The organism is Trueperella sp. LYQ143, assembly GCF_046599595.1.
In the GTDB taxonomy this organism is placed as follows: Bacteria; Actinomycetota; Actinomycetes; order Actinomycetales; family Actinomycetaceae; genus Trueperella.
On record NZ_JBKIWR010000008.1, the window covers coordinates 107,161 to 133,611 of the forward strand.

The window sequence follows — 26,451 nt, forward strand, 5'->3', positions numbered from 1 at the left end:
AACTCGCAATAAAACCCTAATGGTGTGGGATGAATGCAAATCTGTAGCGCGTTCATCCCACACCATGATGACGAGGAACAATGAAAAAACTGCGTGCATTCAGCCTCGCGCTCGGGGCCTCCTTCACTCTGCTGTTGACCGGATGTGGAGCAGACCCCACGTCGCCTCCAGCCTCTGATAACAAAACCTCCACCAGCACGTCAGATGGCACATCAACACAAGCGCAGGCCGCAGAATCAGGTAAATCCTCGCTACCTGATCCAGCACGCCTCACCGGAATAAGCCAGGTAGCAGATATTGGCGATCCCGTCCCCATTGAGGGGAGTTTCGCCCAAAAACTTCCGGTGACGCTCACCGATTACGAGCACAATTCCGTCACGGTATCCGATACCTCGCGTATTCTGGCCCTCGATATTAACGGCACATTATCGCGTACCGTCATTGCGCTGGGATATGGCGATCGGCTCGTCGGGCGCACAGTATCCTCAACGGAAAAGGCATTGCAGAGCCTCCCCGTCGTGACAGAAAATGGCCACTCCATCAATACTGAAGCCATTATTGCGCTGAATCCGACCGTAATCTTGGCAGATAGATCTGTTGGCCCGCCAGAATCTCTCGACCAACTGCGGGCTATGGGAATTCCCGTCGTATTAGTTGATCCGGCACGTTCCATCTCTCATACTCGCACCCTGATTGAAACAGTGGCGCACGCATTAGGAGCTGACGAGGCTGGGAAAGCCCTCGCGCAACGCACAGAGTCAGAGATTGCCAGCGCACAAGAGCAGATTGCTCAGTGGACGCCAGCTCAGCCGCTCGATATTGCGTTCTTGTATGTGCGCGGGACGGCAGGAATCTTCTTCATCCTTGGTTCGGAGGATGGGGCCGGGGAACTCATTACCCATGTGGGTGGGCGTGACGTTGCGAGCGAACACGGGATTACCTCGGTGGCTCCCGCCAATGCGGAAGCCTTAGTGGCATTAAATCCGCAGGTCATCTTCGTGATGAAGAATGGTTTGGAATCCACTGACGGATTAACTGGTTTATTGGCCCGCCCAGGAGTGGCACAGACACGCGCTGGGGAACATCAGCGTGTGGTAGTGATCCCTGACGGAATATCGCTCGCCTTTGGCCCGCAAACGGGTGAGATTCTGTTGGCAGTGGCTCGGGCGCTTTATGGGGTCGATGAAGCGCAGTGAGTGTTTATCAGCTATTTCATCGCCGATCGCATACCTCACCGGCTAAGGGCTCGCCTGCGGCACAAACATCTGGGGTGAAACATCCGCACGCACAGCAGCTTTCGGCACAGCAGCCACAGAAAGAACAGTGCCAGTGTGCGCGCCCGGGGTGTAATTCGCGCCGTGGCGGGCTTCGTGCCCGCACCCGCCGTCGCGTACTGACTTTTATTGTTCTCATCGTCGCGCTTATCGGAGCGGTCGTGCTATCGGCGTCAATTGGGCAATACGAGATTGCAATCCCGGACGTCATTCGTGGGTTCTTTTCGCATTTCGGTATTGGTGGTGAGCCGGCAGACGCTAACGCTACCCAGGTGCTGTGGAAGATCCGATTCCCGCGGATTGCTCTTGGTTTGCTGGTCGGAGCTGCATTGGCGGTATCTGGCGCTATTATGCAAGCTATTTTCTCTAATCCGCTTGCCGAGCCGGGCATCATCGGGGTGTCATCGGGATGTGCGGTCGGGGCGTCGATAGCCATTGTGGTCTTCCCTTATGCACTCGGCGGATTTGCGGTGCCCTTGGCGGCTTTCTGTTCCGGGCTTATTGCTTCTGCGGCGGTCTATTTATTGTCGCGTTCTGGCGGTCGGGCTGACGTCATCACCTTAGTGCTGACGGGAATTGCAGTGACTGCCGTATGTTCGGCGTTGACGTCAATCGCAACGTACGTTGCCCCCACGACGGCTCGTGATCAAATCGTGTTTTGGCAAATGGGATCGCTTAATGGGGCAAGCTGGGCACATGTGCTCACAGTTGCGATCATTACGGGGATTGGCCTGCTCGGTGCCATAAGCATGGCGTGGAAACTCGATACATTGGCGCTTGGTGAAAAAGCTGCTGGGCACGTAGGAGTCTCAGTTCATGCAGTGCGAGTATGTGCTATCGGGATAACGGCATTAATGACGGCGGCGGCAGTGTCATACGCTGGAGTGATTGCTTTCGTCGGGTTGATCGTTCCGCACGTTCTGCGTTTACTCATTGGACCTATGAACAAATATCTCTTGCCGGGGGCACTGCTCGGCGGGGCGCTGCTTATCACGCTTTCTGATTTGGCAGCTCGCACCGTGATCCCGTTTGCCGATCTGCCGATTGGAATTTTTACTGCGCTGGTAGGGGGTCCAACGTTTTTCATCCTGCTGCGCCGTGGCATGAGAGGAATGCGTCGTGGCTGATACTGATACTCCCACTCGTACTGATACCGGCGCGATAGACCCTGGTGAAGTACTGATTACCTGCCATGATATTTCCTTTTGTTACGGGCAGCGGCCAATTCTGAGCCAGGTCAGTGTGGATGTGCGAGCTGGTGAAGTGGTGGGCTTGCTTGGGCCGAACGGGACAGGAAAATCCACGCTGTTGGGGGTGTTGGCCGGAGATCTGCGGCCCGCTAGCGGCACGGTATCCCTGTGTGGGCGTTCGTTGGCGGAATATGATCGTCGGAGTTTGGCACAAAAGCGGTCAGTCATGCCGCAATCAAGCGATTTTCCGTTCTCGTATTTAGTACACGATATTGTGTACATGGGTCGCTCGTGTTGGCCGCGCGATACTGAGCGTGACGAGCAGATGGTCGGTCGCGCTATCGAATGTACCGATGTGGAACATCTCGTCGATCGGGATGTCACGCAACTATCTGGCGGAGAAAAATCACGAGTCACACTCGCCCGCGTCATTGCCCAAGACGCCCACGTCGTTTTTCTGGATGAACCGACGGCTGCCTTAGATATTGCCCATCAAGAGCGAACGATGGAGTTATGCACCCAGCTTGCTAGTAAGGGATGTGGGGTTATCGCGGTGATGCATGATTTGCAGTTGGCAGCGGCCTACTGTGATCGCATTGCGGTGATGAGCGCAGGGAAAGTCGTTGCTTTTGGTCCGCCGAGCGAGGTTTTATCTCCAGATCTTCTCACTGAGGTGTACGGATGGCCGATTCGGGTGAGTGAAGTGGACGGCGAGATAGTGATTATTCCGGAACGCAAAGGAGTGCGAAAGTGACAGCAACAGCAATTTCTGCTCAAGGAATTCGCACCACCCGATTCGTAATGGCCTTGCGTCTGGGCTATGCCCTCTGGGTGGGGGCAACGTTATGTGCGCTGGCACCGCAGGTTTTTCGCCCAAGTTCTCACGGCTGGATCATGCCTGCGATATTCGCGATTCTTGCCGGAATATGCGCCTATGGTGAATTGGTTGTCGGTGGGCGTGGGGCGCGGGCGGAAGAAAAATATTTGCGCCGACGGATCCTTCGTCGGTTATATGAGACTGGACCGAGCCCAGACGATGCGCCGGATCGCGATGCGCACGTCGTTACTTTGATGACGGATAATGCTGAGCGCGTCACGGAATATCTCCAGGTGTATCGCGGAGCAACACAGGCAGCGCTAGCTATTCCGGTGTTAACGATCGCCTATATTGCGATTGCTATTGATCCGCTTATCGGGCTGGCAATGCTTGTGCTTGTACCCTTTGTGCCTGGATGTGTACTGGGCTTTTTGCGGCTATTTAGAGGGACTTCAGCTCATTCCCGACGCCAACGTGCAGCGCTCATGGCCCGTTATATTGACGCGATTCGCCACCTGGTGATGATCCGGCTATTGGGCGCCGGCCGTCGGGTAGAAGACGAATTACGAGAGGCAGGGGAACGCAATCGCAAAGCCATTATGAAACTGTTGGCGGGCAATCAGATCGTCATTATTGTGCTCGATGGGGTATTTTCCCTTATTTTGATCTGTGCTGTGGCTGCTCTAGCGGTGTGGCGGCATAGCTCTGGGGCGATAACGATGAGCCAGGCATTGACGGTGGCACTGTTAACGTTTTTACTGATCGAACCGCTACAGCAGGTGGCAGGGTTCTTCTATATCGGAATGGGCGGTAAAGCGGCCCAGCGGGCGATCAATCGCTACCTATTCTCGGCGGATTCGGCTACGTTGGGGCGGCACGCGCGCTGTGGCAAGAATGAGCATGGTGGGCACGATCAGGGTAATGGGCATTCCCAGCATAGCGCGCGTAGTGCACATCGCGGGCGTGACCAGCGCGAGGAGCAGAGCCAAGAACGTGGCGAACATAGCCGATCCCACGCGCATAGCCAATATGGCGAGCGTAGTGAAAACCACGAGCAGACTTACCGCGCCGAGCGCTCGCAACACAGCAGCCAGGCGCCACAGAGCTCTCAAAATTCGGATAAGGATCAGGGCCGATACGTCGGCAAAACGCAATATGACGCGCAAGTCGAAGCTGAAGGGCATCCGCAACGCGCGCAAACTGCCACTCGGTCGGATACTCCGGTTCAACGCACGCGATCTGCTTGCTCTGAGGCCCAGAACGCCGAATCCAATCCGACCTGCACCAAAATGCAACTACCGGCAGCCCTACCAGAGCGCAGTGGGGTACGCGTGAGCCGCGCTTGCCCAAATAAAGCGATTATCCATCTCGAAGATTTATGCCACGACTATGGGCGAGGCCCGGTACTACGCAACCTCAATCTCACGGTGTACCCGGGTGATCGTATCGCTGTGACCGGGCGTTCTGGTTCGGGAAAGACGACCCTCTTATCCCTCATTGCGGGAGTGCTGCCGCTGCAACAGGGTGCTTTGAATATCGCCGGTTATGAAGCGGCGACGACGGATCTTTCCCGCCTGCGAGCCTGCTCAGCCGTGGTATCCCAACGCACCTGGCTGTTCACCGGAACAATTGCGGATAATCTGCGGATGGCTTGCCCACAGGCGACTGAGGAGCAGATGTGGCAGGCTCTGGAGAAAGCCTATGTGGCACATGATGTGCGAGCGATGCCCGCTGGATTAGAGACGGATTTAGGTGAGGGTGGGGCGTTGATCTCTGGGGGTCAGGCGCAACGACTCTCCTTGGCGCGGGCTTTTCTCTCCCAGCGTCGGCTGATCCTCTTCGACGAGCCAACCTCGCATGTTGATATGGATTCAGAGCAGCATATTCTCCGTGCTATAACGCAGATTGGCCCGGAATATACCTGTATTTTTATTACCCATCGCCCAAGTCTGCTGCAGTTAAGCAACCGGCAATGGCATCTGGCTGATGGGCATGTGACGGAGGAACAGCGATGAATGGGCCGACGAAGAATCAACCGGCAACGGATCAGTCAACTAAAGATCAGCTAACTAAAGATCAGCTAACTAAAGATCAACGAATGACGGATCAGCCGACGGCGCATCGCCCCACAGCACATCACCTGGCAGCAAACCAGGCCTCACCTGCCCAGGCAGTTTCAGCCGTTGCTCAACCAGTGACAGCGCAATCGATGCCAGCCCAGCCAGTAAATGAGCAGCCAACGGCAGATCGGCTAACGATGCCCCAGCCAACCGCGCCTCAGCCAGCGATAACGCAATCAAAGCTGGCTGAGGCGGCAAGGAACAACTCGGCGGCTGCCTCCTGCCCGGATTCGGCAGCCGATTTTGCGCTGCGCGCCGCCACATCAACCACTGCATCGGCCGCTACATCAACCGTAGTGACGACGCCGCAACTGATCCGATGGTTAACCGCCATCACTCGTCCGGTTCACAAACCCTTGTTTTTCTCGGCCTTTATGCGGATCGTCAACCTCAGCCTTGAGATAAGCCTCTTTGCCGTGATGGGGGCAGGGGTGGTGGCACTTTTCTATGGTGCTGCTTCGCCGATCATCTTCCTGGGATTAGTGCTTATCGCGCTGGCAAAAGCTGTGGCCTACTATTTAGAGCAGTTCTCTGGGCATTACGTTGCCTTCAAAGCCTTGGAATTATTGCGAACCCACGTTTTTGCAACCCTGTGGCCGAAAGCTCCGGCGATCGTCTACCGCTCTCGCTCCGGTGATATTTTGGCGTCCCTGACCCGAGACGTCGATCGTATTGAAGTGTTCTATGCTCATACTTTCGCTCCGTTGGTTGCAGCATACGTCGTGCCACCGTTGGCCTTACTCGTCACTGGCCTATGGATCGGTTGGGATATTGTGATAATCCCAGCCCTATGTGTAATGCTCTCGCTCAGCCTGGTTCCTTATGTGGGAACTCGCCGAGCCTTAGCCGCGACGGCCGATACTATCCGCACTCGGCGGGTCCTATCCCACCACGTTTCGGATTCCATTTTCGGCAAAGAAGAAGTTGTCGGATATGGTCGAGCAGATGATCGCGCGGCCGAGATGGCAAAAATTGACGACGAAGTTGCCCGCACAGCAGCGATTTCCCGCCGTATCCTCGCTTCACGTCGGGCAGTAAATATTATGTTGATGCTGTTCGCAGCGATCTCTATCCCCGCCGTTGGCCACTATTCACCAATTGTGACGGCAGGCATGGTTGCGGGGGCTTTGCGGCTGTTTGAAGGGCCGCGCGGAGTAGAAGATGCCGTCGGCTATCTCGATCATTCCTTTGCCGCAGCGCGCCGCCTGTGGGATATTAGCCACGCCCCAATACGTGTTGGTGATGGTTCGCAAGAATTAGTGCAGAATTCTGCCCCGACGGTGGCATGGAATAACGTCTCCTATCAATATGAAACCGCCAGTGGGCAGCCAGGTTTTGAGCTACGCGAGGTATCTATCGTCGCTCCAGCAGGGAAACACACGGTGTTCTTAGGGGCTTCCGGCTCTGGAAAATCAACATGCGTGCAACTATTGGCGCGGTATGACGATCCTGATACCGGAAATATCACTGTGGACGGCATCCCAATTACCGAATACACCCTGGATTCCTTGCGCACTGGCGTCGTCATCGTCTCCCAATATAATGAACTGCTCAACTGTTCGATTCGGGAGAATCTCCTGCTTGCCGTGCCGCAGGCAACCGAGGAGCAGATGTGGCAGGCCTTGAGTATCGCCGCCCTCGATACCGATATTCGCGATATGCCGCAAGGGCTGGATACACCAGTGGGGAATAATGGCGCGGCGCTGTCTGGAGGTCAAGCACAACGGCTATGTTTGGCGCGGGCGTTACTGATGAAACCCAGGGTGCTTGTTCTTGATGAGTTCACCGCGCATGTTAATGTCGAACTGGAACGCGATATTCGCCGAGCCTTGGCGCAAGCGGAAGTGGAGATGACGCTTATTGAGATCACACATCGTCGTGATTCCATCGCAGACTGTGACCATGTGGTGCTCTTTGACGCGGGGAGCGTGCGGGCGCAGGGGTCGGCGCAACAGATTCGTGCCATGTTTTCGTGAGGTGGTCAAAAGGTGTACGTCGCGCAGCAACATCAGCTTGACGAGGAGCGCGCTTGGCAGCTTGTTTGCCAGCTCGGAGTCGGCCAGTTTGTGAGCCTTGCCTCTGGGCAATTCGATGCGAGCCTATTGCCCTTTAACGTTGTTCGTGACGGGGAGCGCGCCATGCTCCAAGCGCATGTGAATCGGGTGAATCCACAGTGGCGCAGCCCAGGGGCGGCGATGGTGATTGTGACTGGCCCGCAAACCCATATCGCAGGAACAGATCTTCCGGCAGAAAAACCAGAGGCGAAAATGCCCGTCGTTCCCACCTGGAATTACATCACGGTACATCTGCACGGGCATTTCACTATCCATGACGATCCGGCATGGAAACGGGAACACCTGGCGCGACTAGTGGCGGCACATGAAGATACCTGGCGGCCTGAGACGCACTCAAACTATCAGCGAATCAACAATGCCTTGAATGCCCTCGTCGGTATTGAGTTTGAGGTGGAGAAAATTGCAGGTAAGGCAAAACTTGGGCAAAATATGGCGGCGATGGAGATCCGAGATACGGCACAACGCCTGCGCGCTCGCGATCCCCTGGCCGCTCCGGTTGCAGATGCAATGGAGGAGATTGCCGTGCCCTGGGCGCTGGCTCGGGAAGCACGAGTGGAAAATGCTCGGCAGGCCGGGCGCTCAACGCTACCTATCGCCCTACCCGATGTGGAGTTTTAGCGTTCATAACCTTAGCGCGGTATTTTCGTATTTTCGTTCGCAGTGTTTGCAGTCGTGCAGAGTTTAGACTCATAGCGCTTCGAAACTCTTATGTTTTGAGCATCTTGCGTCTATAAGGTTCTTGAGGGTGTGCTGATTCTAAGCGGCGTGTGCTGCTTAGGCTCATATTGTTCCTAGGTTTATATGCCCGTAGTGTTTTCTCTTATGTTGTTTTGGCGCTCTTGTGCGGGTAATGCTCCTTAGCGTTGGTTGCGTAAGTGAGTGCAGCAATCCTGATAATTCTCGGCAGGCTTAGGCAGATACCCAATAAACTAGAGGTGAGCTGGGTTGTATCGGCGCATCTGTGCCTTTTCCGCTGAAGGGCGTAGCGTTCGGCTATCGCACTGCGGGATGTTCGCAGGAGCAGTAACGGCGGGTATGTCTCGGCTCGTGCTAATTTGTATTGCCGCAGATAGGCGTGGTGTGGCAGGTAGCCGCGCTGGATCTTGGCAAGATACCTGCAGTTAGGGGGGGGGAATCATGGACGTACTCGCGCAGATCATCATGGCATTGACCTTGGTCTTAATGCTGATCGGAAAAACTCCGCTCTACTCAACAGCTATTGTGGGGGCAACGCTATCGGCGCTGGTTTACGGTCTGCCAATCCGTGGCGATTCCGACGTTGCTATCGTCAATCTTGTTGCCGGCGGATTGAATCCTGTTATCGCCGATATGGCTGGCGTTCTTATCTTCATTGGAGCGATGGAATACGCCGGTTTCCTGCACGTCCTCGTTAAGGCGATGATCCGCGTCGGCAATCGAATCGGTGGTGGGCCAGGGGTTGCCACGATGGGTGGCATTGGGGCTGGCATCATCGGCGGCTTTACCGGCTTTACTCAACCGGCAATCACGGCAGTGGTGACTGGCCCGGCTTCCGTCCGGCTTGGTGCTGATCCGAATCAGAGCGCGGGGACGCATGCTCATGCTGGGCACCTAGGTAATTTCGCGGGTTTCACGCATCCGACCTTGCTCGCGGTTATGGCTCTCGTCGGCATTAAATTTGGGGCGATTAACGTCGTGGGGCTGGTGACGGGGCTATCTATTTTTGCGGTGTCCTTTATTCGGATGCGCCGGTCAGTGCGCAAGTCTGGGGCACAGATTCCCGCTGAGGATCGCGCTCAGGCGATGGGGGATTTTCAGCGTGTTGACGGGGAAAAGTCCGTCTGGTTTGTGCTGCTGCCTTTCGTGTTGTTAGTTATAGGATTCTCGCTGGGGTATCCGGTTTTCCTGGTCGGTTTCCTGGTGTCGATTTTGGTTATGGTCATGGGGCGGTGCCACCCGGTTGCTGCCGAAGCGGCCATGCTTGACTCCGCCAAACGCATTGCTGTTCCCTTGGTCGCGACCGTGGGATTTTTGTATATGTCGAGCGTTATTGACGCTATCGGTATAACAGATCTCTTGTCTGACTGGTTTAAGCCGCTATTTATAGCTATGCCGATTATGTCTATCGCCATTATTTCTGCGTTGGCGGGGCTGCTCACACAGTCGAATTCTGCGTCGGCTGCCATTATTTTGCCAACGGTGCGTTTGATGATGGCGATGAACGGGGTGGCTATCAGCATTAGCCCCTTAGCTCTTGCTGTGGCGGCGTGTGGACCGGCGGCGATCATGCAGTTCTTCTTAACGGGTGGTCCGGTGGCGGCATTGGCAACCACGATTCCCGTTGTGCCTGGGTCGGATTTGCGTCGTGCTAATCGTTTCCAGCGTCCGGCTCAGCTATTTGGGCTGGTAGTGGTTGTTGTGATTGCACTGCTGATTAATCATTTTGCCTAAGTGGAAGATTGCGCGAGGCTGCTAGCTGGCGAGTTGCGCTGGGCAGGTTTTCTGAGTGGGAGTGCCGTTGCGCTGGCTTAGCTGTTGCGTGCATTGTGGTAGTCGCAATGGCGTGTGCTCTGTGGCTGTGCAGTTTCTGGGCAGCCACAGAGCGATCTGCTAAAAATAGCTGCCTATGTTGCATTTGAAAGTTATTAGTTCGCGTGAAAGCTAGCTGAGGTGCGCAGCAAAACGTGTGAATCGGATTGTGTACATGCCGCATTGTGCTATCAGTTGCGCTTATATATCAGCCTTTCTCCAAGCTAAGGCAGCCGCCATTGCTTCGGCGGCTTTCAATCCGGTGCCAGTTAAGACGACGACGGTTTGTTCGGAGCTGGTAATGACGCCGCTATCGCGCAATATCTCGGTTGCTGCATAGGCGAGGGCACTCGTCGGTTCAGCAAATATTCCTCGGGAAACGAGGTATTGAGTTGCTCGGGCAATCTGCTCATCGCTGACGCTTACGCCGTGCCCACCGCTGCGGCGTACCACCTCGGCAACCTGTGCGCCGCGCACCGGGCGAGTGATGGAGGCCCCCTCTGCCAGCCGTGCCGGTTTTTCAATGTTGCTTGGCGGCGGAGTTGTGCCGTTAGCCAGGTGAACGATTGGGTCGAATCCGAGGGGTTGTCCGACGAAAATTCGCGGCGATTTAGTTATTTGCCCAGCCTGGCGCAGTTCGGTGAAAGCGAGGTCAAGACCGAGCGCGATAGAGCCAGATCCGGCGACGGTGACGATATTATCGGGCAGTGTAAAGGCAAGTGATTCCCAGATCTCATATCCGATGGTTTTGATGCCGTGTAGGAAGTAGGGATTCCAGTTGTGGCTGGCGTATGGGATCTGTTGGGCTAGCGTGACGGCGGCGGCGGAGACGTCATCGCGCGATCCTGAGATGAGCTCAACTGTGGCGCCGAATGAGCGAATTTGGGAGATCTTATGGGATGAGGTGTGGGCTGGTGCGAGGATGGTTGCCTGCATGCCGGCGGCTCGCGCGTAGGCGGCAACGGATGATCCAGCATTGCCGGAGCTGTCTTCGAGGACTCGCTGCGCGCCTAAGGCTTTGAGCTGGGAGATCATCATGGCGACGCCGCGATCTTTGAAAGATGACGTGGGGTTGAGCCATTCGAGTTTCTCTAGTGTGCCGCAGGAATCGAGTTCGACGAGGGGTGTGCAGCCTTCGCCTAGGCTGACTCGATCAGAATGTGGGATAGGCAAGGTGGCGGCGTATCGCCACATGGAAAATTCGGTGGTGACGATATCGGCTGGTGTTAATCCGGATTGGGCGGGAAGCCACAGGGGGGAGCCATCGGCGGCTCGCCAGGTGAGCAGGTCGGCGCGGGCAGGATATGCGGAAGCGGAATCGTCGTTCATAGCTCACAGCGTAGCGGGTAATCCTCCGGTCTAGGACCAAGTTAGCCAATATCTGAGGAGAACTATCGGTAGAATTGATCTGAATGTGCGCGATCGTGCACGTCAGGACTACAGAAGGAAGAACATGGTGTACAAGTTAGTCCTCGTCCGTCACGGCGAGAGCGTGTGGAATGCCAAAAACCTCTTCACCGGCTGGGTTGACGTCCCGTTGTCGGAGAAGGGCACTGGAGAGGCGGTTCGTGCTGGCGGTCTGCTGAAAGACGCTGGGGTGACGCCGGAGATTTTGCACACCTCGCTGCTGCGTCGGGCGATTATGACGGCGAACCTTGCGTTGGATGCTGCTGATTTGCACTGGATTCCGGTCAAGCGTAGCTGGCGGCTCAACGAGCGTCACTATGGCGCGTTGCAGGGCAAGAATAAGAAGGAAATCCGCGATGAGTACGGCGAGGAGCAGTTCATGCAGTGGCGTCGCTCCTACGATGTGCCACCGCCGCCGATTGAGAAGGGTTCGGAGTTCTCCCAGGATGCGGAGCCACGGTATGCTGGCGAGCCGATTCCGGATACGGAATGTTTGAAAGATGTGTTGGAGCGTCTGCTGCCGTACTGGGAAGAGGCAATTGTTCCGGATCTGAAGACGGGCAAGACGGTTATGATCGCTGCGCATGGTAACTCGCTGCGGGCGATTGTTAAGCATCTTGATGAGATTTCCGACGATGAGATCTCAGGGTTGAATATTCCTACGGGTATTCCGCTCTACTATGAGCTGTGCGAGGAAACGCTCAAGCCGCTGACGAAGGGCGGCACGTACCTTGATCCAGAGGCAGCGAAGGCTGCGATTGAGGCAGTGGCAAACCAAGGAAAGTAATTTTCTGTTGAGGTGAACCCGAAGTGGGGTGGCGTTGTGGCGCCGCCCCACTTTTTGCTGTTTTGTATCAAAGCGGTGTGCCATATCAAGCAAATTGTCAAAATCTCTTGTGGTCTGCGAGTGGGCGTATTATTGTTTTACGTAAGCGCTTACGGAAATGGAACACCGGGCAATATGGCGGCATACCGTTCGCGTTAGGACAGATAACAATGGAGTTAGGAGAACTGTTATGGCGAAAAAGTTTCGCTCGCAGTTAGTGGCAACCGGCGCGATTGCAGGCATCACACTGCTCGGGCTGACGGCGTGCTCGGATTCAGGATCGTCAGAGGGTGGATCTGGCGGCAGTGAAGGCTCAGGAAACCTTGTGATGTGGACGCGCGCTCCGCTCGAATCGCAGGGCAAGCACGCAGTTGAGGCATACAACGCCACGCACGATAAGAAGATTCAGTTGGAAATCTTGCCGAACGATGATGTTGAAGGCAAGGTTGGCGCAGCAGTTCAGACGGATTCCCTCCCGTGCCTCCTCGCCGGTGATGTGGTGCGTATCCCGTACTGGACGGAACAAGGAATCTTCACCGACTTGACCGATCGTATTGACGGGCTAGAGAACGTTAAGGATCTGCAGGCTGGTCACATTGCGGCAGGCACGATCGACGGCAAGAAGCACACGCTTCCCTTCGTGACGGATATTTCCGTCATGGTATGGAACAAGAACCTCTACAAGGAAGCCGGGCTTGATCCGGAAAAGGGCCCGACGACGATGGATGAATTCGTCCAGCAGGCACAGGCTATCGCAAAGCTGAACAAGGAAGGCGTTTCGGGTAGCTACTTGGCTGGTCAGTCCGGTGGCGCGCTAGTGTTCACCCTGTTCCCGACGATTTGGGGCTCCGGTGCGGAAGTGCTCTCGGAAGATGGCAGCAAGGCGCTGTTGGATTCCCCAGAATCGGCAGAACTGCTCAAGGCATACCGGACCCTCGCTGAGACTCCGAACGGTTTGGGCGCTGGCTCGCGCGAAGAGACCGGCGCAACCTGGACGGCCCCCTTCCAGGAAGGCAAGGTCGGTGTCATGCCGTACCCGTTCACCACGGCAACCGGCTTGTTCGCCAACAAAGACTTCGAAATCGGCGTTGCTCCGATCCCTGGTCTGAAGGGCGGGCAGTCCACCTTCCTCGGTGGCGATGCTATCGGCATCACCTCCTCGTGCAAGGACGTTGACGGCGCATGGGATTTCATGGCATGGCTGATGACGGAAGACGCCCAAAAGGAAGTCTTTGTGAAGAACAATGACACCGCTGGCAACATCAAGGTTCTCGAATCGGCATACGGCAGCGCAGATCCGCGTACCATCATCGCCAATGGTGTGGTCAAGGATGGTCGCACGCCGGTGGCTCGTAACTTCAACGAAGCCTTCAATGCTCCGGGAAGCCCCTGGCAGCTATTGATCCAGAACGCCGTATGGGGAGACGCAGGAGCTCTCAAGGCGGATAATGAAGCAATCACCAAGATTCTCGGGCAGTAATGCACCACACTGGCGGGGAGCGCAATTAAGCGGCGCTCCCCGCCAGTCGCTCACATCCCTCGGTCAATGAGGAGAAGTACAATCACCATGTCATCACATACTCAATCGACTGCGCACTCGGCCGCTGAGCCGTCGGTGCGTCGCGCACGCAACATTAGGCGGCGCCGCAGTTCTGGAGAAGCTGCTCGCGGGTGGTCCTTCCTGACGCCGACGCTGCTCCTCATTGTCTTATTCTTCCTAGTTCCCATCGTCCTCGTCATCGTCATGTCAACGATGAAATGGACGCTATTAGGTGGCAACTTAGGAACGAATTTTCCGGAGAACTTCATTAAGGTTTTTGAAGAACCACTGCTGAAAGACGCAGCAATCTTCACCTTGAAATACACCATCATCACCACCCTGATTCTCATGCCTTTGGCTCTGCTTCTGGCAATGTTTTTGCAGGATTCCTACCGCTGGAATAACGTGGTGCGAACGGCCATCTTGCTGCCTTCAGCCTTGGGCATCGCCTCCTCGTCATTGCTGTTCTACGCGCTGTACTCCCCGCAAGTAGGGCCGCTAAAGAAATTCTTGGGCTTCTTTGGTTTTGACTCGGATACGGCCTCTGTGCTCGGCACACCAAACGGTGCTCTATGGGGAACAGTGTTCCTGATCGTCTGGCGTTTTACCGGCTATTACATGCTGCTGACGATGGTTGGCTTGCAGGCCATCCCAGGTGACGTCTACGAAGCGGCACGAGTTGACGGGGCAAATCGATGGCAGCAATTCCGTTCGATTACCCTGCCGCTTCTGCGCCCAACCTTGGCGATGACCTGGATTATGTCCATCACTGGCTCGCTGCTTGCTTTCGACCAGTTCTACATCTTGACCAAAGGTGGGCCGAATAACTCGACGGTCAGTATCGTCCAGCTCATTTTCAAATACGCATTCGAAACGAAGAAAGACCTCGGCATGGCGGCGGCACTATCCGTTATCGTCCTGCTTGCCCTGGTAGTGATTAACTTCTTCCAGCTCAAGGCGATGGGAGTGGATAAGGATGACTAACTCGGCACAAGTGGCTCCCACTCAAAACAGCCTCCCGCTCGGGCGTCGGATCGAACATATCGGGCGTATCATTCTCGGGATTTTGCTTATCGTAACCTTCATATCCCCGCTAGTATGGGCAGCCGTAAATTCCATCTCTCCAAATCCTGGAACGGCACAAACTGAGGGATACGGCCTAAATAACTATCAGACCTTAGTCAACTACAACCTGGGAATCTGGACGTATCTGCGCAACTCGCTCATCGTCTCCCTCGTTGCAGTGGTCGCGACGGTCATTGCAACCGCAACAGGCGGCTACGCCTTTGCCCGCTTCCGCTTCAAGGGGCGCAACTTCGCATTCATGCTCGTCCTGTCGGTCATGATGGTGCCTTACGCAGCCTTGCTCATTCCGCTCTTGGTGTGGATGAAGCAAATGGGCATGCAGAACTCCTTGATCGGTGTCGGCTTGGTGCTGGGTCTATTCCAGCTACCTTTCGGTACGTTCATGATGCGTAACGCATTCGCGGCTATTCCGCGGGAACTAGAAGAAGCAGCGCTGATTGACGGATGTAGTTCTTTGAGCGCCTTTGTGCGGGTTCTCTTGCCGGCGGTTCGCCCGTCAATGGTGTCCGTCGGTCTGCTGACCTTCCTCTTTGCCTGGAACGATTTTATGGTTTCGCTGTACCTGCTCGGCTCCGAGAAAGCACCACTGCCCTTGGCGATGGTCAATATGCGCCAACAGGTCATGGGCGTCATTGATTACGGCTTAACCACCGCCGGAGTGGTCGTATTGACCCTGCCTGCCATCTTCTTGTTCCTCTCGCTCCAGCGTTACTACGTCAAGGGCTTCACCTCCGGAGCAGTGAAAGGATAAAACATGTCTGCTCAGCCCGTACTCGCTCCCCAGCAGCAGGACGACTCCGTGCGTGAGTCGATTGTTGCGCCGGTCGTTCCTCGCGTTCCGACGGTTTTTCAGCCCGTTTCAGTGCGGGACGTCGAGATCAGCGGTGGGTTTTGGAAATATATGCAAGATCGCAACCATGAGGTGACGATCCCGCATATCTACCATTGGATCCATGAATTCGGCACGATGAGTAACTTCGATGCCGTGGCCGCTGGCAGTGATACGACGGAACATATCGGGCGTGAATTTGCCGATTCCGACGCCTATAAGGTGCTGGAGGCAATCCTGTGGGAAGCACATCGGGCAGATAGCGAGAAGTTACGCAACCAGGCTCGGGCGTTGGTGGAACGGATCTGGCCAGCCGTTGACGCTGATGGATACCTGCATACGCTGTACGGGCACGGCGGGCAGGCCCCTCGCTACTCCAATTTAGAGTGGGGGCATGAGCTATATTGCGCTGGCCATTTGGCACAAGCGGGAGTGGCGGCAGCGCGCACGGCTGCGGGTTGTGCATGCATCGCAGAGGCTGACGCGGATCTGTGCAGCTCTGATCTAGAGGGCTGCGATCCAGGCGAATCTGATCCAACTGGCACTTGGCAGCTCGCCACCCGAATTGCTGACCACGCCGTCCACCATTTCCTGCATGAGGATACCCGCAGCGTAGGTGGGCATCCCGTCGTAGAAACCGCCTTGGCAGAAATGTATCGAGTCAGTGGTCGGGAGGAATATTTACGCCTGGCGAAGGATCTCATTGACCGACGCGGGCGTGGCACTCTCCGCCCCATCGAATTCGGTCAATCCTATTTCCAGGACGAGACGCCCGTGCGGGATATGGAGGTCCTAGAGGGGCACGCGGTGCGTGCTTTGTACCTGGCGGCCGGCGCGATTGACGTCGCAGTTGAAACCGGCGATGACGAATTGCTAGCCATCATTGAAAAGCAATTCAAACGCACCTGGGAACGCCGCACCTACATTACTGGCGGAATGGGTTCACACCATCAAGATGAGGCTTTTGGTGCAGATTGGGAGCTGCCGCCGGATCGTGCATATTGTGAAAGCTGCGCGGGAGTCGCGGCCATCATGGTGGCCTGGCGATTAATGCTGGCAACTGGCGATATGTCCTACGGCGATGTGATTGAGCGCGTACTGTTCAACATCATCCCGACCGCCATTTCCGAAAGCGGTGATCGCTTCTTCTACACCAATACCTTGCATCAGCGTGAACCGATCACGCCCGACGATAACGGCGGAGTGAGCGTGCGGGCGCTGACGAAAGGCCGTTCAGAATGGTTCGAAGTCTCGTGTTGCCCGCCAAACCTGGCACGTACAATCGCCCAGTTGGGCTGCTACACCGTCACGCATCGGGAAGACGAAGTGCAGATTCACCAGTATGCGGCAGGAACATACACCCTGCATACTGACGCCGGGCTGGTGCGCTTAGCAGTGGAGACGAATTATCCGAAGGAATCACGGGTGCGCGTGCGGGTCATTCAGGCACAGCGTCCAGTGAATATTCGTATTCGGGTGCCGCATTGGGCGGATAACGCTCGCGGATATGTGTTGCGTGGCGTCGGGCTGGATAGTTCGGTAGGGGAAATGTTGCTATCGGATTCCGAAGCGGGGCAGCCCCTAGCTGGGTGCAGTTCCTGGCTGTGTGAGGGTATGGCCGTCGGTGATGTGATCGATATGGATATGGCGATTCGCCCGCGGTTAAGCGTCGCTGATCCGCGAGTCGATGCTGTTCGCGGCTGTTATGCAGTGGAATATGGCCCGATGGTTATGTGCCTAGAATCAGTAGACCAAGATCCGCGTTATGATTTTGCTTCCTTGCGTATTGATCCTGGTAGTGAACTGCGGGTGAGCGATAGCGGTGAGGCAGTATGCGCTGCCGGCTATGCGGTTAACACCTCAACCCATCAATGGCCCTACTGTACAACTGGCGCTTCCTTGCAGACTGGTCAGAGAGATCAGCAGTTAGCGGATGAAAAAGCTAGGGAGCAATCGCGTTATCAGCGCGTTGATCTGCGCTTTATTCCGTACTACCAGTGGGGTAATCGAGGTGCGGCGACCATGCGTATTTGGGTGCCGGGAGATCAGGAATAATCTCGAATAATCGAGAATTGAGCAAACGTCTAGTGTAAATGCACAAATCCACGATCGGGTCGGAGTTAGCGCTATAATCAAACGCGACAGCATCCGGCCCGACGGTCGTGTCGCGGCCTCCTTACCGAATAGTGGAGTTATTGTGCACGGTTCAAAAGTTACACTTGCCTCGGTAGCCGACCGTGCCGGGGTATCGTTGGCGACGGCCTCCAAGGCATTATCTGGGCGTCCAGACGTCAGTGATAAAACCCGCGAAAAGATCATTCGCATTGCCAACGAGATTGGTTTCCGCCCGAATCGGCTAGCGCAAAATCTTGCTTTGGGGCGCTCGGGAGCGGTGGGGCTTATTACCCACGATATGGAAGGTCGTTTTTCGATTCCGATTATGCTCGGCGCAGAGGATCGGTTTGGTGAGGGTGAAGTCTCGATTCTGCTGTGTGATGCCCGAGGGGATACGATCCGCGAGCAGTACCATATCCGTAATCTATTGAGCCGTCAGGTGGACGGTCTTATTATCGTGGGTGCGCGTCCGGATCCGCGGCCGTCCATCGGTGATGTGCCAGTTCCAGTGGTGTATGCCTATGCGCCGTCAATGAACGACGAGGACGTATCCGTGATTGTGGATAATGAACATGCTGGGCGGCTTGTGGCCCAGCATCTCCTGGAATGTCAACGCACCCGCATCGCAATGATCTCTGGTGACTACACGTATGGTGCGGCGCAGGATCGCGCCCGTGGGGTTATATCGGTACTGGATGCGGCTGGATTGAAGCCGGTGGGGGATCAGCCGTTGTATGGCCCGTGGAGTGAATCCTGGGGGCGGCAAGCGACTCGGTTATTCCTCGATCAGCATGGAGAATCGCAGATTGACGCTTTCGTGTGCGGATCCGATCAGATTGCGCGCGGATGTCTGGATATTTTGCATGATCGTGGGGTGCGTGTGCCGGAGGATATTGCGGTTATCGGCCACGACAATTGGCATTTGATTGCGGAGGCCTCGCGCCCGCCGTTGACGACGATTGATCAGAATCTGCATGATTTGGGGCAGACGGCAGCGCAGTTACTCATTGACGCGATGTCTGGTCGGGAGATGAGCTCACAGGTTATTCAGGGCAAACTCGTTCTGCGTTCCTCAACCTTGTAGAGTTCCGTCGGGGCTTTCCAGGGGTACGGGATATGCCTGCAAGTACAGCAGTGTTGCCTTGACGTGCCAGATGAAACGGGCGTTTCAGGCGGGTGCTGGCTAGGCGGAAATATTAAAGGGTTATCGCGGTGGAAGCTGACTTCGGTTTGGATTATTTATTGGGTTGTTAGCGCGTGCACACCACCGACAGGTAATCCGGTAATAGGGTGATCCGGTAATAGACCAGAAATAACTTTAATACTGACGGGTGGCGTTCGCAGATGCCTGCTCCTCGTTGCGGTTAATTACCCTTTCTCTGCTCCCCTCCCGCGATTGCTATGATCCTTATCCTTGGGCGCTACGTATGCCGAAAAATAAGATGACGCAGGGTGCTTCACTTGATGGCGTAATTAGTAATCGGGCTTTCCGTTCTTGGCAATGCTAAAATGGTTCGTGGTATTGGCGAATGAAAAGGGTGATCTTCCCGTGAGCTTCAGAGTTGGCGAGACTGTCGTATATCCGCATCACGGAGCGGCATATATTGAAGAGATCTCAGAGAAAACAATCCGCGGCGAGACGCGGCGTTATTTGACCCTGCGGATCTTGCAAGGCGATCTGGTAATTGAAGTTCCAGAATCCTCCATTGAGCAGGTCGGTTTGCGTGACGTCTCTAATGAAGAGCAGCTTGAGCGGGTTTTCGATGTGTTGCGCAAGGAAGACGTGGAAGAACCGTCGAACTGGTCGCGTCGGTTTAAGGCCAATTCAGAAAAGTTGACCTCGGGTGATGTTAACAAAGTGGCCGAGGTTGTTCGAGATTTGTCGCGGCGTAGCGTTGAGCGCGGGTTATCAGCCGGGGAGAAGCGCATGCTCTCGCAGGCTCGGGCGATTCTCGGTTCAGAGGTGGCGCTGGCTCGGGAGATTTCCGACGATGAAGCCGATCAGCTTCTCGATGAGATCATGGGTGTTGATCCCAATATGCCCAGCGCTATGACGATTGAGAGTGGGGATTCGGCACAGTCCGTTCCGTCGGCGGCAACACCGCAGTAATATGCCGGGCGGGCTGTGGTGATGGTTGCTCAGGTGGCACGCGGTGAACGCGTGGGAGCGGTGATTGCCGGTGCTGGCTCTGGTTCGCGGCTAGGGGCGCAACTGCCGAAAGCGCTCGTTCCTATAGCGGGAGAGCCACTCGTCGTCCACGCTATCCGCAGCATGAATCGCAGCGGGATTACGCGTATCGTGGTTACTATTCCGCAAGATGCCGATTCCCAACAGCTTTTCGCTGAGGCTCTAGCAGCGGCTGATGTTCACGCGGAACTCGTACCAGGCGGCCTCACCCGTCAAGAATCTGTGGCACGAGGTTTGGCACATATAGATACGCCGTATGTGTTGATTCATGACGCGGCTCGGCCTTTTGTTCCCCCAGCGGTTGTTGATCGAGTTGTGGCAGCCTTGGACGCCGGATATGAAGCGGTCGTTCCAGCGTTGCCGGTTGCCGATACGATTAAAGAGATTCGCGAGGCCCATGCGCTGCCGATACCTGAGCGAGAAGAACCGTCAGATCAGATCTGTGAAGGCGATAGTGCGCCAGTGGCAGATGCTCTTTTACCGGCAGATAAGAAAAAACTGCTAGCGCCGATAGCGGGTGGCGTATCTACTGAGGTAGAACCAGTTGGGCGCACCTTAGAACGTCAACGCTTGCGCGCTATGCAAACCCCTCAAGGATTTCGGCGCGATATTTTAGAACACGCACATCGCCTAGAGCGAGAACGCAGCATGGATGAAGCGATCGCTGCCCCAGATGATGCTGCTCTGGTGGAGATGGCCGGTGGGCACGTCGTATTGGTTGCGGGTGCACCCGAAGCAATGAAGGTAACGACGCCGTGGGATCTGCGTATCGCCCGTATGATTGCTGAGGAATATGCTGGCGGATCACCGGAAGGAAAAACGCATGTATCGTAGCGCGACCGCGATAGATGCTCACCAATTTGCCGATGACGATACGCGCGAACTGTGGTTAGCCTGTTTGCAATGGGAAGGTCATCCGGGTTTAGTCGGGCACTCTGACGGAGACGTCGCGGCCCATGCGGTGTGTGACGCAGTGTTGATTGCTGCAGGATTAGGCGAATTAGGGACTATCTTCGGCGTCGATCAGCCACAGTGGGCTGGAGCGACGGGGCAGGCGATGATGAGTCACGTCGCTGAACGTGTGCGAGAGGCCGGATGGCAGATCGAATTCGTCAGTGTGCAGATTATCGGGCAGCGCCCGCGCCTGTTACCACGCAAATATGAGGCAGAGCAGCGAATGAGCGAGATTCTCGGCGCGCCGGTAGCCGTCTGTGCCACCACTACCGATCGGATGGGATTTACTGGGCGCGATGAGGGGCTAGCGGCAATTGCCACGGCAACGCTATCTCGCGCGAATATGGAAGCGGAATGCAAATAAAGCGCGTGTGGCGAAAGGATTACTTCTCGTTATCGCTAGTGGTGTACCTGTCATAGATTTCGGAGGCTTTATCCTTTGCCTTCTGCCCGTATTCACCTAGCTTTTCTTTTGCTTTCTGCCCATATTCGCCCAGTTTCTCTTTTGCTTTCTGAGCGTCCTGCTTGACTTGGTCAGTATCGATCCCGTGTTTTTGTGCTTCCTCTTCGAGCCGTTCTGAAATAGAGGTATCGGAGGAGTGCTTCTTCCAATTTTCACTATCGCGTGGATCAGATGGCGATGAGCACGCCGACAGTAAGACAGCAGCCACAACAGACGCCATACCTGCCTGCACTAAGCGCCGTTGCCCCTTCCTACTATGCTTTTTAGCTTCTGCCGACAGCCCGGAAGTAAACATCAGATGTCTTTTAGTGGTTTCGTGGGATATTTTGGGGTTCTTGACGATGCCGTCATGCTGATCCTCACGTGATAATTTTTCCGCGCGAAAGCGATGAGCAGATGGTGCTCCGCTCGGTGAGCTGGTGTGATGCAGTGGCATATTTAGCACCTCGCAGGCAAATTGATGACACGGAATAGTGCAGTTAAGTATAGCAAACGCCTTAGTGGGGCATGCCCAGTAAACTGCGCGTTACCTGGTATAAAGTGGTTCTCGGTAGTCAATAAATATACCTGTGCTTATGAGGCTAAAAGCGTATGCGGCAATAAGCTGAGCCACTACATATTCCCGCTACGGGCTGTCGTATTCCATGTGCCTAACCGGATGTACGTGTGGTTCACTGTGCCGTGTGAGTAATGCGATTCGCCCCCCCTCTTTTGCGCTGACCCAGTGAATAACTCTCGATCGGTATGCCCTAAAGGCGCGTGAGGCATGGCGTAGCGATCCCGCTTTTCTCCTGATTTTCTTAAACTAGGTGCTCGCGCTGCCCATATAAATAGGGAATGCGCTGAGCGTGAGGCACATACATTTAGTTGAGAGCGGTAAGCGTCTGTGGGCAGTAAACGTCTGTGAGCAGCAAAGCTCCTGGCGAAATAGCAACAATCAATCGTCAGCCTGCGAATAATCGCCGGTATGTAGCCCAGCGCCGTTGATACGTGCCGGTATGCGCACACAACTATGCGGAGGTAGCCGCCTGCGTGCGCGGTATGTGATGCGCACTGACAGGCAAGAACGCCAGCAGGCCAACTGCGAGAACGATAGCTAAACCAATAATGCCGTAGTAGGCGGCCTCATCCAGAGCGATTCCGCTGGCAGTTGCACCGACGGTGATGGCTGTGGAATACATGAACGGGGCGAGGAAAGAGACAGCGCGGCCAGTCGTAGCGTAGAGTCCAAAGATTTCTCCCTCGGCGCCTGATGGTGCAATACGGGCCAGATAGGTGCGCGAGGCAGATTGCGTCGGTCCAACAAAAACGCACAACAGTAAGCCGAAAATCCAATAAATAGCGTGACCTGATAGCCCAGCCATCCCGTCATGGCACAAGAAAATAATGACGCCGAAGCTCACCATCGCGCTCAACGAAACGACGATAACTGCACGTGCCCCGAGCTTATCGTCCACCCAGCCGAACAGGATCGTGGCGACACCAGCAACCAGATTGGCGGCGATCCCGAAAATCATGATCTCTTGTTTTTCAAAACCGAATGCGGTTCCCGCCAAGACGGCGCCAAACGAAAAGACGCCAGCTAGCCCGTCGCGATAGATTGCCGAGGACAGGAGGAACCAGAGGATATGGCGTTCGGAGGCCCACAGCCGCTTGACGGAAGATCCGAGCTCTTTGTAGGAGGCGATAATTCCCAGCCCGCCCCCGTCATGGACGGCTGGCTCGTCGCGCAAACTGCCCAACAGTGGCGCCGAAAATACGAGCGTCCAGATGGCGGCGGCAAGCATGGAAACCCGCACATGCATTGCATTGTGAGAGGTGACCCCAAACCAGCCGACCTCAGGCGAGATAAAGCCAATGAATAAAATGAGCATGAGGACGATACCGCCGACGTACCCCAAGCCCCAGCCGAACCCGGAGACGCGCCCAAGATGTTTAGGTTCAGTGATGTCGGTGATGATCGCGTTGTAGACCACGGATCCGGTTTCGCAGGCGATATTGCCGGCGGCGAGTAAAAATAAGCCTAGCCACAGGTGATTTTCCCCAGGGGAGACGAAGAATAGGCAGGCGGTGATGAGGGCCGTCAGCAAAGTAGTTACCCGTAAGAAAGTGGCGCGTTTACCGGAGCGATCAATAGCTTGACCGATAGCGGGGGCGCCCACGGCGATTAACACTCCGGCAATCGCGAAAGCATATCCGAGTCGTTGGTTCGCTGATCCGCCGAAGAGATCTTTATCAGTGATGTAGACCGAAAAGACGAAAGTGGTGACGATGGCGTTGAACGCTGCGGAGGCCCAATCCCACATTCCCCAGGCCCACACTTCGCGGGTAAACGGTGAGGGTTCGCGCGAAGAATCTGAAGAATTACGGCGAGGCCTGCCATGATTTTTCAGGTATGAGGCAACGGCACGTACCCCGCTGATTGCGGCTCCGGCAACTGCGCGGGGTGCGCCTTTGGCATCCGAAAGACCAGCTAATCCGTGTTTATTTGCCTGATTGGGGATGGGATGACGTCGAGACGTATGTGGGGTGCCCTCTGAGCTGTCCATACGTGTTACCCTACGCCATCGTAAGTTCATTGTATTGTCGTGTTGGCTTAGTTTGCGTCACCTTCTTCGCGTTCGCTTTGCAATAGCCGGTATTGTTAAAGACGTGAAAATTTTTGATTCCAAAACGAAATCTCTGCGAGAGTTTGTCCCGCTCCATCCTGGTCAGGTGGGGATCTACCTGTGCGGGGCGACGGTGCAGGGATCACCGCATATCGGTCACATGCGTTCCATGCTGGCGTTCGACGTTCTCGTGCGGTGGTTGCGAATCTCCGGTTATGACGTGCGAATGATCCGTAATGTCACCGATATTGACGATAAAATCCTGGCGAAATCCGCAGAAAACGGCTGGCTCTGGTGGGCGTGGGCGTATCGGTTTGAGAAAGAATTTACCGAGGCCTATCGCACTCTCGGCATATTAGAACCGACGTATGAGCCGCGCGCGACAGGCCATGTGCCAGAGATGATTACCCTCATTGCGCGCCTCATTGAGCGCGGGCATGCCTACGTCGGCCGCCCAGGCAATGTGTATTTCGATGTCACGTCCTTGCCGGATTATGGCTCACTGACGAATCAGAGCCTGGCTGATCTCAATGCGGATGAGGATACTAGCGAGACAGATAAGCGCAACCCCTTAGATTTTGCCCTGTGGAAAGCACCGAAAGCTGGTGAGCCGGAAAGTGCTGCGTGGGATACGCCGTGGGGGCGGGGGCGTCCCGGGTGGCATATTGAATGTTCGGCGATGGCTGGAAAATATTTGGGTGAATCTTTTGATATTCATGCCGGCGGAATTGATCTGCGTTTCCCCCATCACGAAAACGAGCAAGCGCAATCCCATGGCGCAGGTTACGGATTTGCCCAGTATTGGATGCACAATGCGTGGGTGACGATCGAGGGAGAGAAGATGAGTAAATCCCTCGGAAACTCCCTGACGGTTGCGAATATCGTCCGTGAATATCCGCCGGTGATTGTGCGGCTGGCCTTAGGCACGGTGCATTATCGGTCAACGGTTGCCTACTCTCCTGCGACGTTGACGGAAGCAGCGGCAGTATGGGATCGGCTCGCCGGATTTGTGGCGCGCGCAGTAGACGTCGTAGGGGAAGTCCCGGCAGCGGAGATTGCGGGTCTGACGCGCGAGGATCTACCGGCGGAGTTCGTTGACGCGATGGATGATGACCTCAACGTTTCAGCAGCACTGGCAGTTATCCATGAACACGTGACGAATGGCAATAATGCCCTAGCTGACAACGATCACGTCTCCCTGCGAGCAGAACAGACGATGGTGCGAGCAATGCTCAACGTTTTAGGCTTGGATCCGTGCGCCGATCCGTGGCGTCAGAGCGATAACGGAGGCACACACGAAGCCTTGGCAGCGCTTGTGGAGCGGATTTTGGCCGAACGCACGCAAGCCCGAGCAGAAAAAGACTGGGCGAAAGCTGACGCGCTGCGCGATACCCTAATGCAAGCAGGTATCACGGTAGAAGATAGCGCAGATGGCGTGCGGTGGGCAGTAGGAGGCGAGCGTGGCTAATAGTGGGCATCGAGGGCGGCCAGGAGCTGTCCGTAAACACGCGCGTAAGGGCAGCACGACGGGTTCCGGCGGGCATCGTCGCCGTCGGCTCGAAGGAAAAGGGCCAACCCCTAAGGCAGAAGATCGCACATATCATCCGGCCTACAAGCGCAAGCAAGAACGAGAAGAGGCAGAACGCAAGGCACAAGGACCAAAACTGAAAGCCTCCTTGCACACTCCGGCTGGCTATGAGCTTATTTGTGGGCGCAATCCGGTTTATGAGGCAGTGCAGGCAGGAATGCCGTATGCGCGCGTCTTTGTGCTGACTGCGGCCGTTTATGATGAACGGCTGGCAGATATTATTCGGGCGGCGATGGAGGCTGAGGTTCGCGTCATCGAGGTTTCGCGTACTGAACTCGATCTGATGACGGAGGGCCAGGTTCACCAGGGAATTGCGATAGAAGTTCCGCCATACGAGTATGTGACGTGTCAAGATCTGGTTGAACGCGGGCAACGTTCCGGGCGTGATGGGCTTATCGTGGCGCTTGATTCAGTGACGGATCCGCATAATCTCGGTGCTGTTATGCGCTCTGCTGCTGCCTTCGGGGCAGATGGTGTGCTTATCCCAGAGCGGCGTGCGGCTGGTGTGAGCGCAACGGTATGGAAAGTGTCGGCGGGAGCGGCGGCTCGTCTGCCGGTGGCACGCGAGACGAACCTCGTTCGCTGCCTGCGAGATCTGCAGCAAGCAGGATATTTTGTAGTGGGGTTAGCCGGTGACGGGCAAAGCTCGCTGCCGCAAGCCGATCTTGCTGATATGCCATTAGTGCTGGTAACTGGCTCAGAAGGGGCAGGTTTATCGCGCCTGGTTCGGCAGACCTGCGATCTCGTCGTCGCTATCCCCATTGATGGGCAGACGGAATCCTTAAACGCTTCAGTGGCTGCCGGTATTGCGCTATACCAGATCGACCAAGTGAGAAACAGGTATGCTGGGCAGTAGGTGAGC

21 protein-coding genes are annotated in these 26,451 nt (G+C 55.7%); 18 read left to right on the forward strand and 3 right to left on the reverse strand.

What is annotated here, in order from left to right; all coding sequences use genetic code 11:
* The first annotated feature begins 80 nt into the window (after positions 1-80).
* The 7 genes from ACLHIL_RS04115 (at position 81) to ACLHIL_RS04145 (ending at position 9,906) form a co-directional block, all read left to right on the forward strand.
* Positions 81-1,196 carry a hemin ABC transporter substrate-binding protein gene (locus ACLHIL_RS04115; protein WP_411296683.1) on the forward strand — a complete coding sequence of 372 codons (1,116 nt, stop codon included), beginning with the start codon at positions 81-83 and terminating at the stop codon, positions 1,194-1,196.
* A complete protein-coding gene (locus tag ACLHIL_RS04120; RefSeq protein ID WP_411296684.1) occupies positions 1,193-2,401 on the forward strand; it encodes a FecCD family ABC transporter permease in 1,209 nt (402 codons plus the stop codon). The genes ACLHIL_RS04115 and ACLHIL_RS04120 overlap by 4 nt, the downstream gene beginning before the upstream one ends.
* Positions 2,394-3,218: a heme ABC transporter ATP-binding protein gene (locus ACLHIL_RS04125; protein ID WP_411296685.1), complete on the forward strand. Its 825-nt coding sequence runs from the start codon at positions 2,394-2,396 to the stop codon at positions 3,216-3,218. The genes ACLHIL_RS04120 and ACLHIL_RS04125 overlap by 8 nt, the downstream gene beginning before the upstream one ends.
* Positions 3,215-5,296 carry an ATP-binding cassette domain-containing protein gene (locus ACLHIL_RS04130; protein WP_411296686.1) on the forward strand — a complete coding sequence of 694 codons (2,082 nt, stop codon included), beginning with the start codon at positions 3,215-3,217 and terminating at the stop codon, positions 5,294-5,296. The genes ACLHIL_RS04125 and ACLHIL_RS04130 overlap by 4 nt, the downstream gene beginning before the upstream one ends.
* Positions 5,293-7,377, forward strand: a complete 2,085-nt coding sequence (locus ACLHIL_RS04135; protein ID WP_411296687.1) for an ATP-binding cassette domain-containing protein — start codon at positions 5,293-5,295, stop codon at positions 7,375-7,377. The genes ACLHIL_RS04130 and ACLHIL_RS04135 overlap by 4 nt, the downstream gene beginning before the upstream one ends.
* 12 nt (positions 7,378-7,389) lie before the next feature.
* Positions 7,390-8,094, forward strand: coding sequence for an FMN-binding negative transcriptional regulator (locus ACLHIL_RS04140; RefSeq protein WP_411296688.1), 705 nt, complete (start codon positions 7,390-7,392; stop codon positions 8,092-8,094).
* Between the two features lie 519 nt (positions 8,095-8,613).
* Positions 8,614-9,906: a hypothetical protein gene (locus ACLHIL_RS04145; RefSeq protein WP_411296689.1), complete on the forward strand. Its 1,293-nt coding sequence runs from the start codon at positions 8,614-8,616 to the stop codon at positions 9,904-9,906.
* 279 nt (positions 9,907-10,185) lie between these two features.
* On the opposite strand, the gene ACLHIL_RS04150 is transcribed toward ACLHIL_RS04145, so the two are convergent.
* Positions 10,186-11,313, reverse strand: a complete 1,128-nt coding sequence (locus tag ACLHIL_RS04150) for a threonine synthase (RefSeq protein ID WP_411296690.1) — start codon at positions 11,311-11,313, stop codon at positions 10,186-10,188.
* Between the two features lie 124 nt (positions 11,314-11,437).
* On the opposite strand from ACLHIL_RS04150, the gene ACLHIL_RS04155 reads away from it, so the two are divergent.
* The 9 genes from ACLHIL_RS04155 to ispF all read left to right on the forward strand — a co-directional run bounded on the left by ACLHIL_RS04155 (position 11,438) and on the right by ispF (position 21,293).
* On the forward strand, positions 11,438-12,178 hold the full coding sequence (locus ACLHIL_RS04155; RefSeq protein ID WP_411296691.1) for a phosphoglyceromutase: 741 nt from the start codon (positions 11,438-11,440) through the stop codon (positions 12,176-12,178).
* A 229-nt stretch (positions 12,179-12,407) separates the two neighbouring features.
* The gene (locus tag ACLHIL_RS04160) at positions 12,408-13,697 is read left to right on the forward strand and encodes an ABC transporter substrate-binding protein (protein ID WP_411296692.1); all 1,290 of its coding nucleotides are present in this window, start codon (positions 12,408-12,410) and stop codon (positions 13,695-13,697) included.
* A gap of 87 nt (positions 13,698-13,784) precedes the next feature.
* Positions 13,785-14,741 carry a carbohydrate ABC transporter permease gene (locus ACLHIL_RS04165; protein ID WP_411296693.1) on the forward strand — a complete coding sequence of 319 codons (957 nt, stop codon included), beginning with the start codon at positions 13,785-13,787 and terminating at the stop codon, positions 14,739-14,741.
* Entirely contained in the window at positions 14,734-15,594 is an 861-nt protein-coding gene (locus tag ACLHIL_RS04170; protein WP_411296694.1) for a carbohydrate ABC transporter permease, read from the forward strand. Before ACLHIL_RS04165 ends, ACLHIL_RS04170 begins: the two co-directional genes overlap by 8 nt.
* Before the next feature lie 3 nt (positions 15,595-15,597).
* Positions 15,598-17,727 (forward strand): glycoside hydrolase family 127 protein, encoded by a 2,130-nt coding sequence (locus ACLHIL_RS04175; protein ID WP_411296695.1) that lies wholly within the window; start codon positions 15,598-15,600, stop codon positions 17,725-17,727.
* 142 nt (positions 17,728-17,869) lie between these two features.
* Positions 17,870-18,871, forward strand: a complete 1,002-nt coding sequence (locus tag ACLHIL_RS04180) for a LacI family DNA-binding transcriptional regulator (protein ID WP_411296696.1) — start codon at positions 17,870-17,872, stop codon at positions 18,869-18,871.
* Positions 18,872-19,336: 465 nt separating this feature from the next.
* Entirely contained in the window at positions 19,337-19,897 is a 561-nt protein-coding gene (locus ACLHIL_RS04185) for a CarD family transcriptional regulator (protein WP_411296697.1), read from the forward strand.
* A 33-nt stretch (positions 19,898-19,930) separates the two neighbouring features.
* A complete protein-coding gene (locus ACLHIL_RS04190) occupies positions 19,931-20,809 on the forward strand; it encodes a 2-C-methyl-D-erythritol 4-phosphate cytidylyltransferase (protein ID WP_411296698.1) in 879 nt (292 codons plus the stop codon).
* Positions 20,799-21,293, forward strand: coding sequence for a 2-C-methyl-D-erythritol 2,4-cyclodiphosphate synthase (gene ispF, locus ACLHIL_RS04195; protein WP_411296699.1), 495 nt, complete (start codon positions 20,799-20,801; stop codon positions 21,291-21,293). Before ACLHIL_RS04190 ends, ispF begins: the two co-directional genes overlap by 11 nt.
* Before the next feature lie 19 nt (positions 21,294-21,312).
* On the opposite strand, the gene ACLHIL_RS04200 is transcribed toward ispF, so the two are convergent.
* Both ACLHIL_RS04200 and ACLHIL_RS04205 read right to left on the reverse strand, forming a co-directional pair.
* Positions 21,313-21,828 carry a hypothetical protein gene (locus ACLHIL_RS04200; protein WP_411296700.1) on the reverse strand — a complete coding sequence of 172 codons (516 nt, stop codon included), beginning with the start codon at positions 21,826-21,828 and terminating at the stop codon, positions 21,313-21,315.
* 574 nt (positions 21,829-22,402) lie between these two features.
* A complete protein-coding gene (locus ACLHIL_RS04205) occupies positions 22,403-23,941 on the reverse strand; it encodes an MFS transporter (RefSeq protein WP_411296701.1) in 1,539 nt (512 codons plus the stop codon).
* A gap of 103 nt (positions 23,942-24,044) precedes the next feature.
* On the opposite strand from ACLHIL_RS04205, the gene cysS reads away from it, so the two are divergent.
* Positions 24,045-25,469 carry a cysteine--tRNA ligase gene (cysS, locus tag ACLHIL_RS04210; protein WP_411296702.1) on the forward strand — a complete coding sequence of 475 codons (1,425 nt, stop codon included), beginning with the start codon at positions 24,045-24,047 and terminating at the stop codon, positions 25,467-25,469.
* Positions 25,462-26,445: a 23S rRNA (guanosine(2251)-2'-O)-methyltransferase RlmB gene (gene rlmB, locus ACLHIL_RS04215; RefSeq protein WP_411296703.1), complete on the forward strand. Its 984-nt coding sequence runs from the start codon at positions 25,462-25,464 to the stop codon at positions 26,443-26,445. The genes cysS and rlmB overlap by 8 nt, the downstream gene beginning before the upstream one ends.
* Positions 26,446-26,451 lie beyond the last annotated feature (6 nt).

Excerpts from the sequence above, each read along its gene's own strand:
- ACLHIL_RS04115 (WP_411296683.1), top strand. The coding sequence starts at position 81 with ATGAAAAAACTGCGTGCATTCAGCCTCGCGCTCGGGGCCTCCTTCACT.
- ACLHIL_RS04135 (WP_411296687.1), top strand. The coding sequence starts at position 5,293 with ATGAATGGGCCGACGAAGAATCAACCGGCAACGGATCAGTCAACTAAA.
- ACLHIL_RS04145 (WP_411296689.1), top strand. The coding sequence starts at position 8,614 with ATGGACGTACTCGCGCAGATCATCATGGCATTGACCTTGGTCTTAATG.
- ACLHIL_RS04150 (WP_411296690.1), bottom strand. The coding sequence starts at position 11,313 with ATGAACGACGATTCCGCTTCCGCATATCCTGCCCGCGCCGACCTGCTC.
- ACLHIL_RS04155 (WP_411296691.1), top strand. The coding sequence starts at position 11,438 with ATGGTGTACAAGTTAGTCCTCGTCCGTCACGGCGAGAGCGTGTGGAAT.
- ACLHIL_RS04160 (WP_411296692.1), top strand. The coding sequence starts at position 12,408 with ATGGCGAAAAAGTTTCGCTCGCAGTTAGTGGCAACCGGCGCGATTGCA.
- ACLHIL_RS04165 (WP_411296693.1), top strand. The coding sequence starts at position 13,785 with ATGTCATCACATACTCAATCGACTGCGCACTCGGCCGCTGAGCCGTCG.
- ACLHIL_RS04170 (WP_411296694.1), top strand. The coding sequence starts at position 14,734 with ATGACTAACTCGGCACAAGTGGCTCCCACTCAAAACAGCCTCCCGCTC.
- ACLHIL_RS04175 (WP_411296695.1), top strand. The coding sequence starts at position 15,598 with ATGTCTGCTCAGCCCGTACTCGCTCCCCAGCAGCAGGACGACTCCGTG.
- ispF (WP_411296699.1), top strand. The coding sequence starts at position 20,799 with ATGTATCGTAGCGCGACCGCGATAGATGCTCACCAATTTGCCGATGAC.
- ACLHIL_RS04200 (WP_411296700.1), bottom strand. The coding sequence starts at position 21,828 with ATGCCACTGCATCACACCAGCTCACCGAGCGGAGCACCATCTGCTCAT.
- ACLHIL_RS04205 (WP_411296701.1), bottom strand. The coding sequence starts at position 23,941 with ATGGACAGCTCAGAGGGCACCCCACATACGTCTCGACGTCATCCCATC.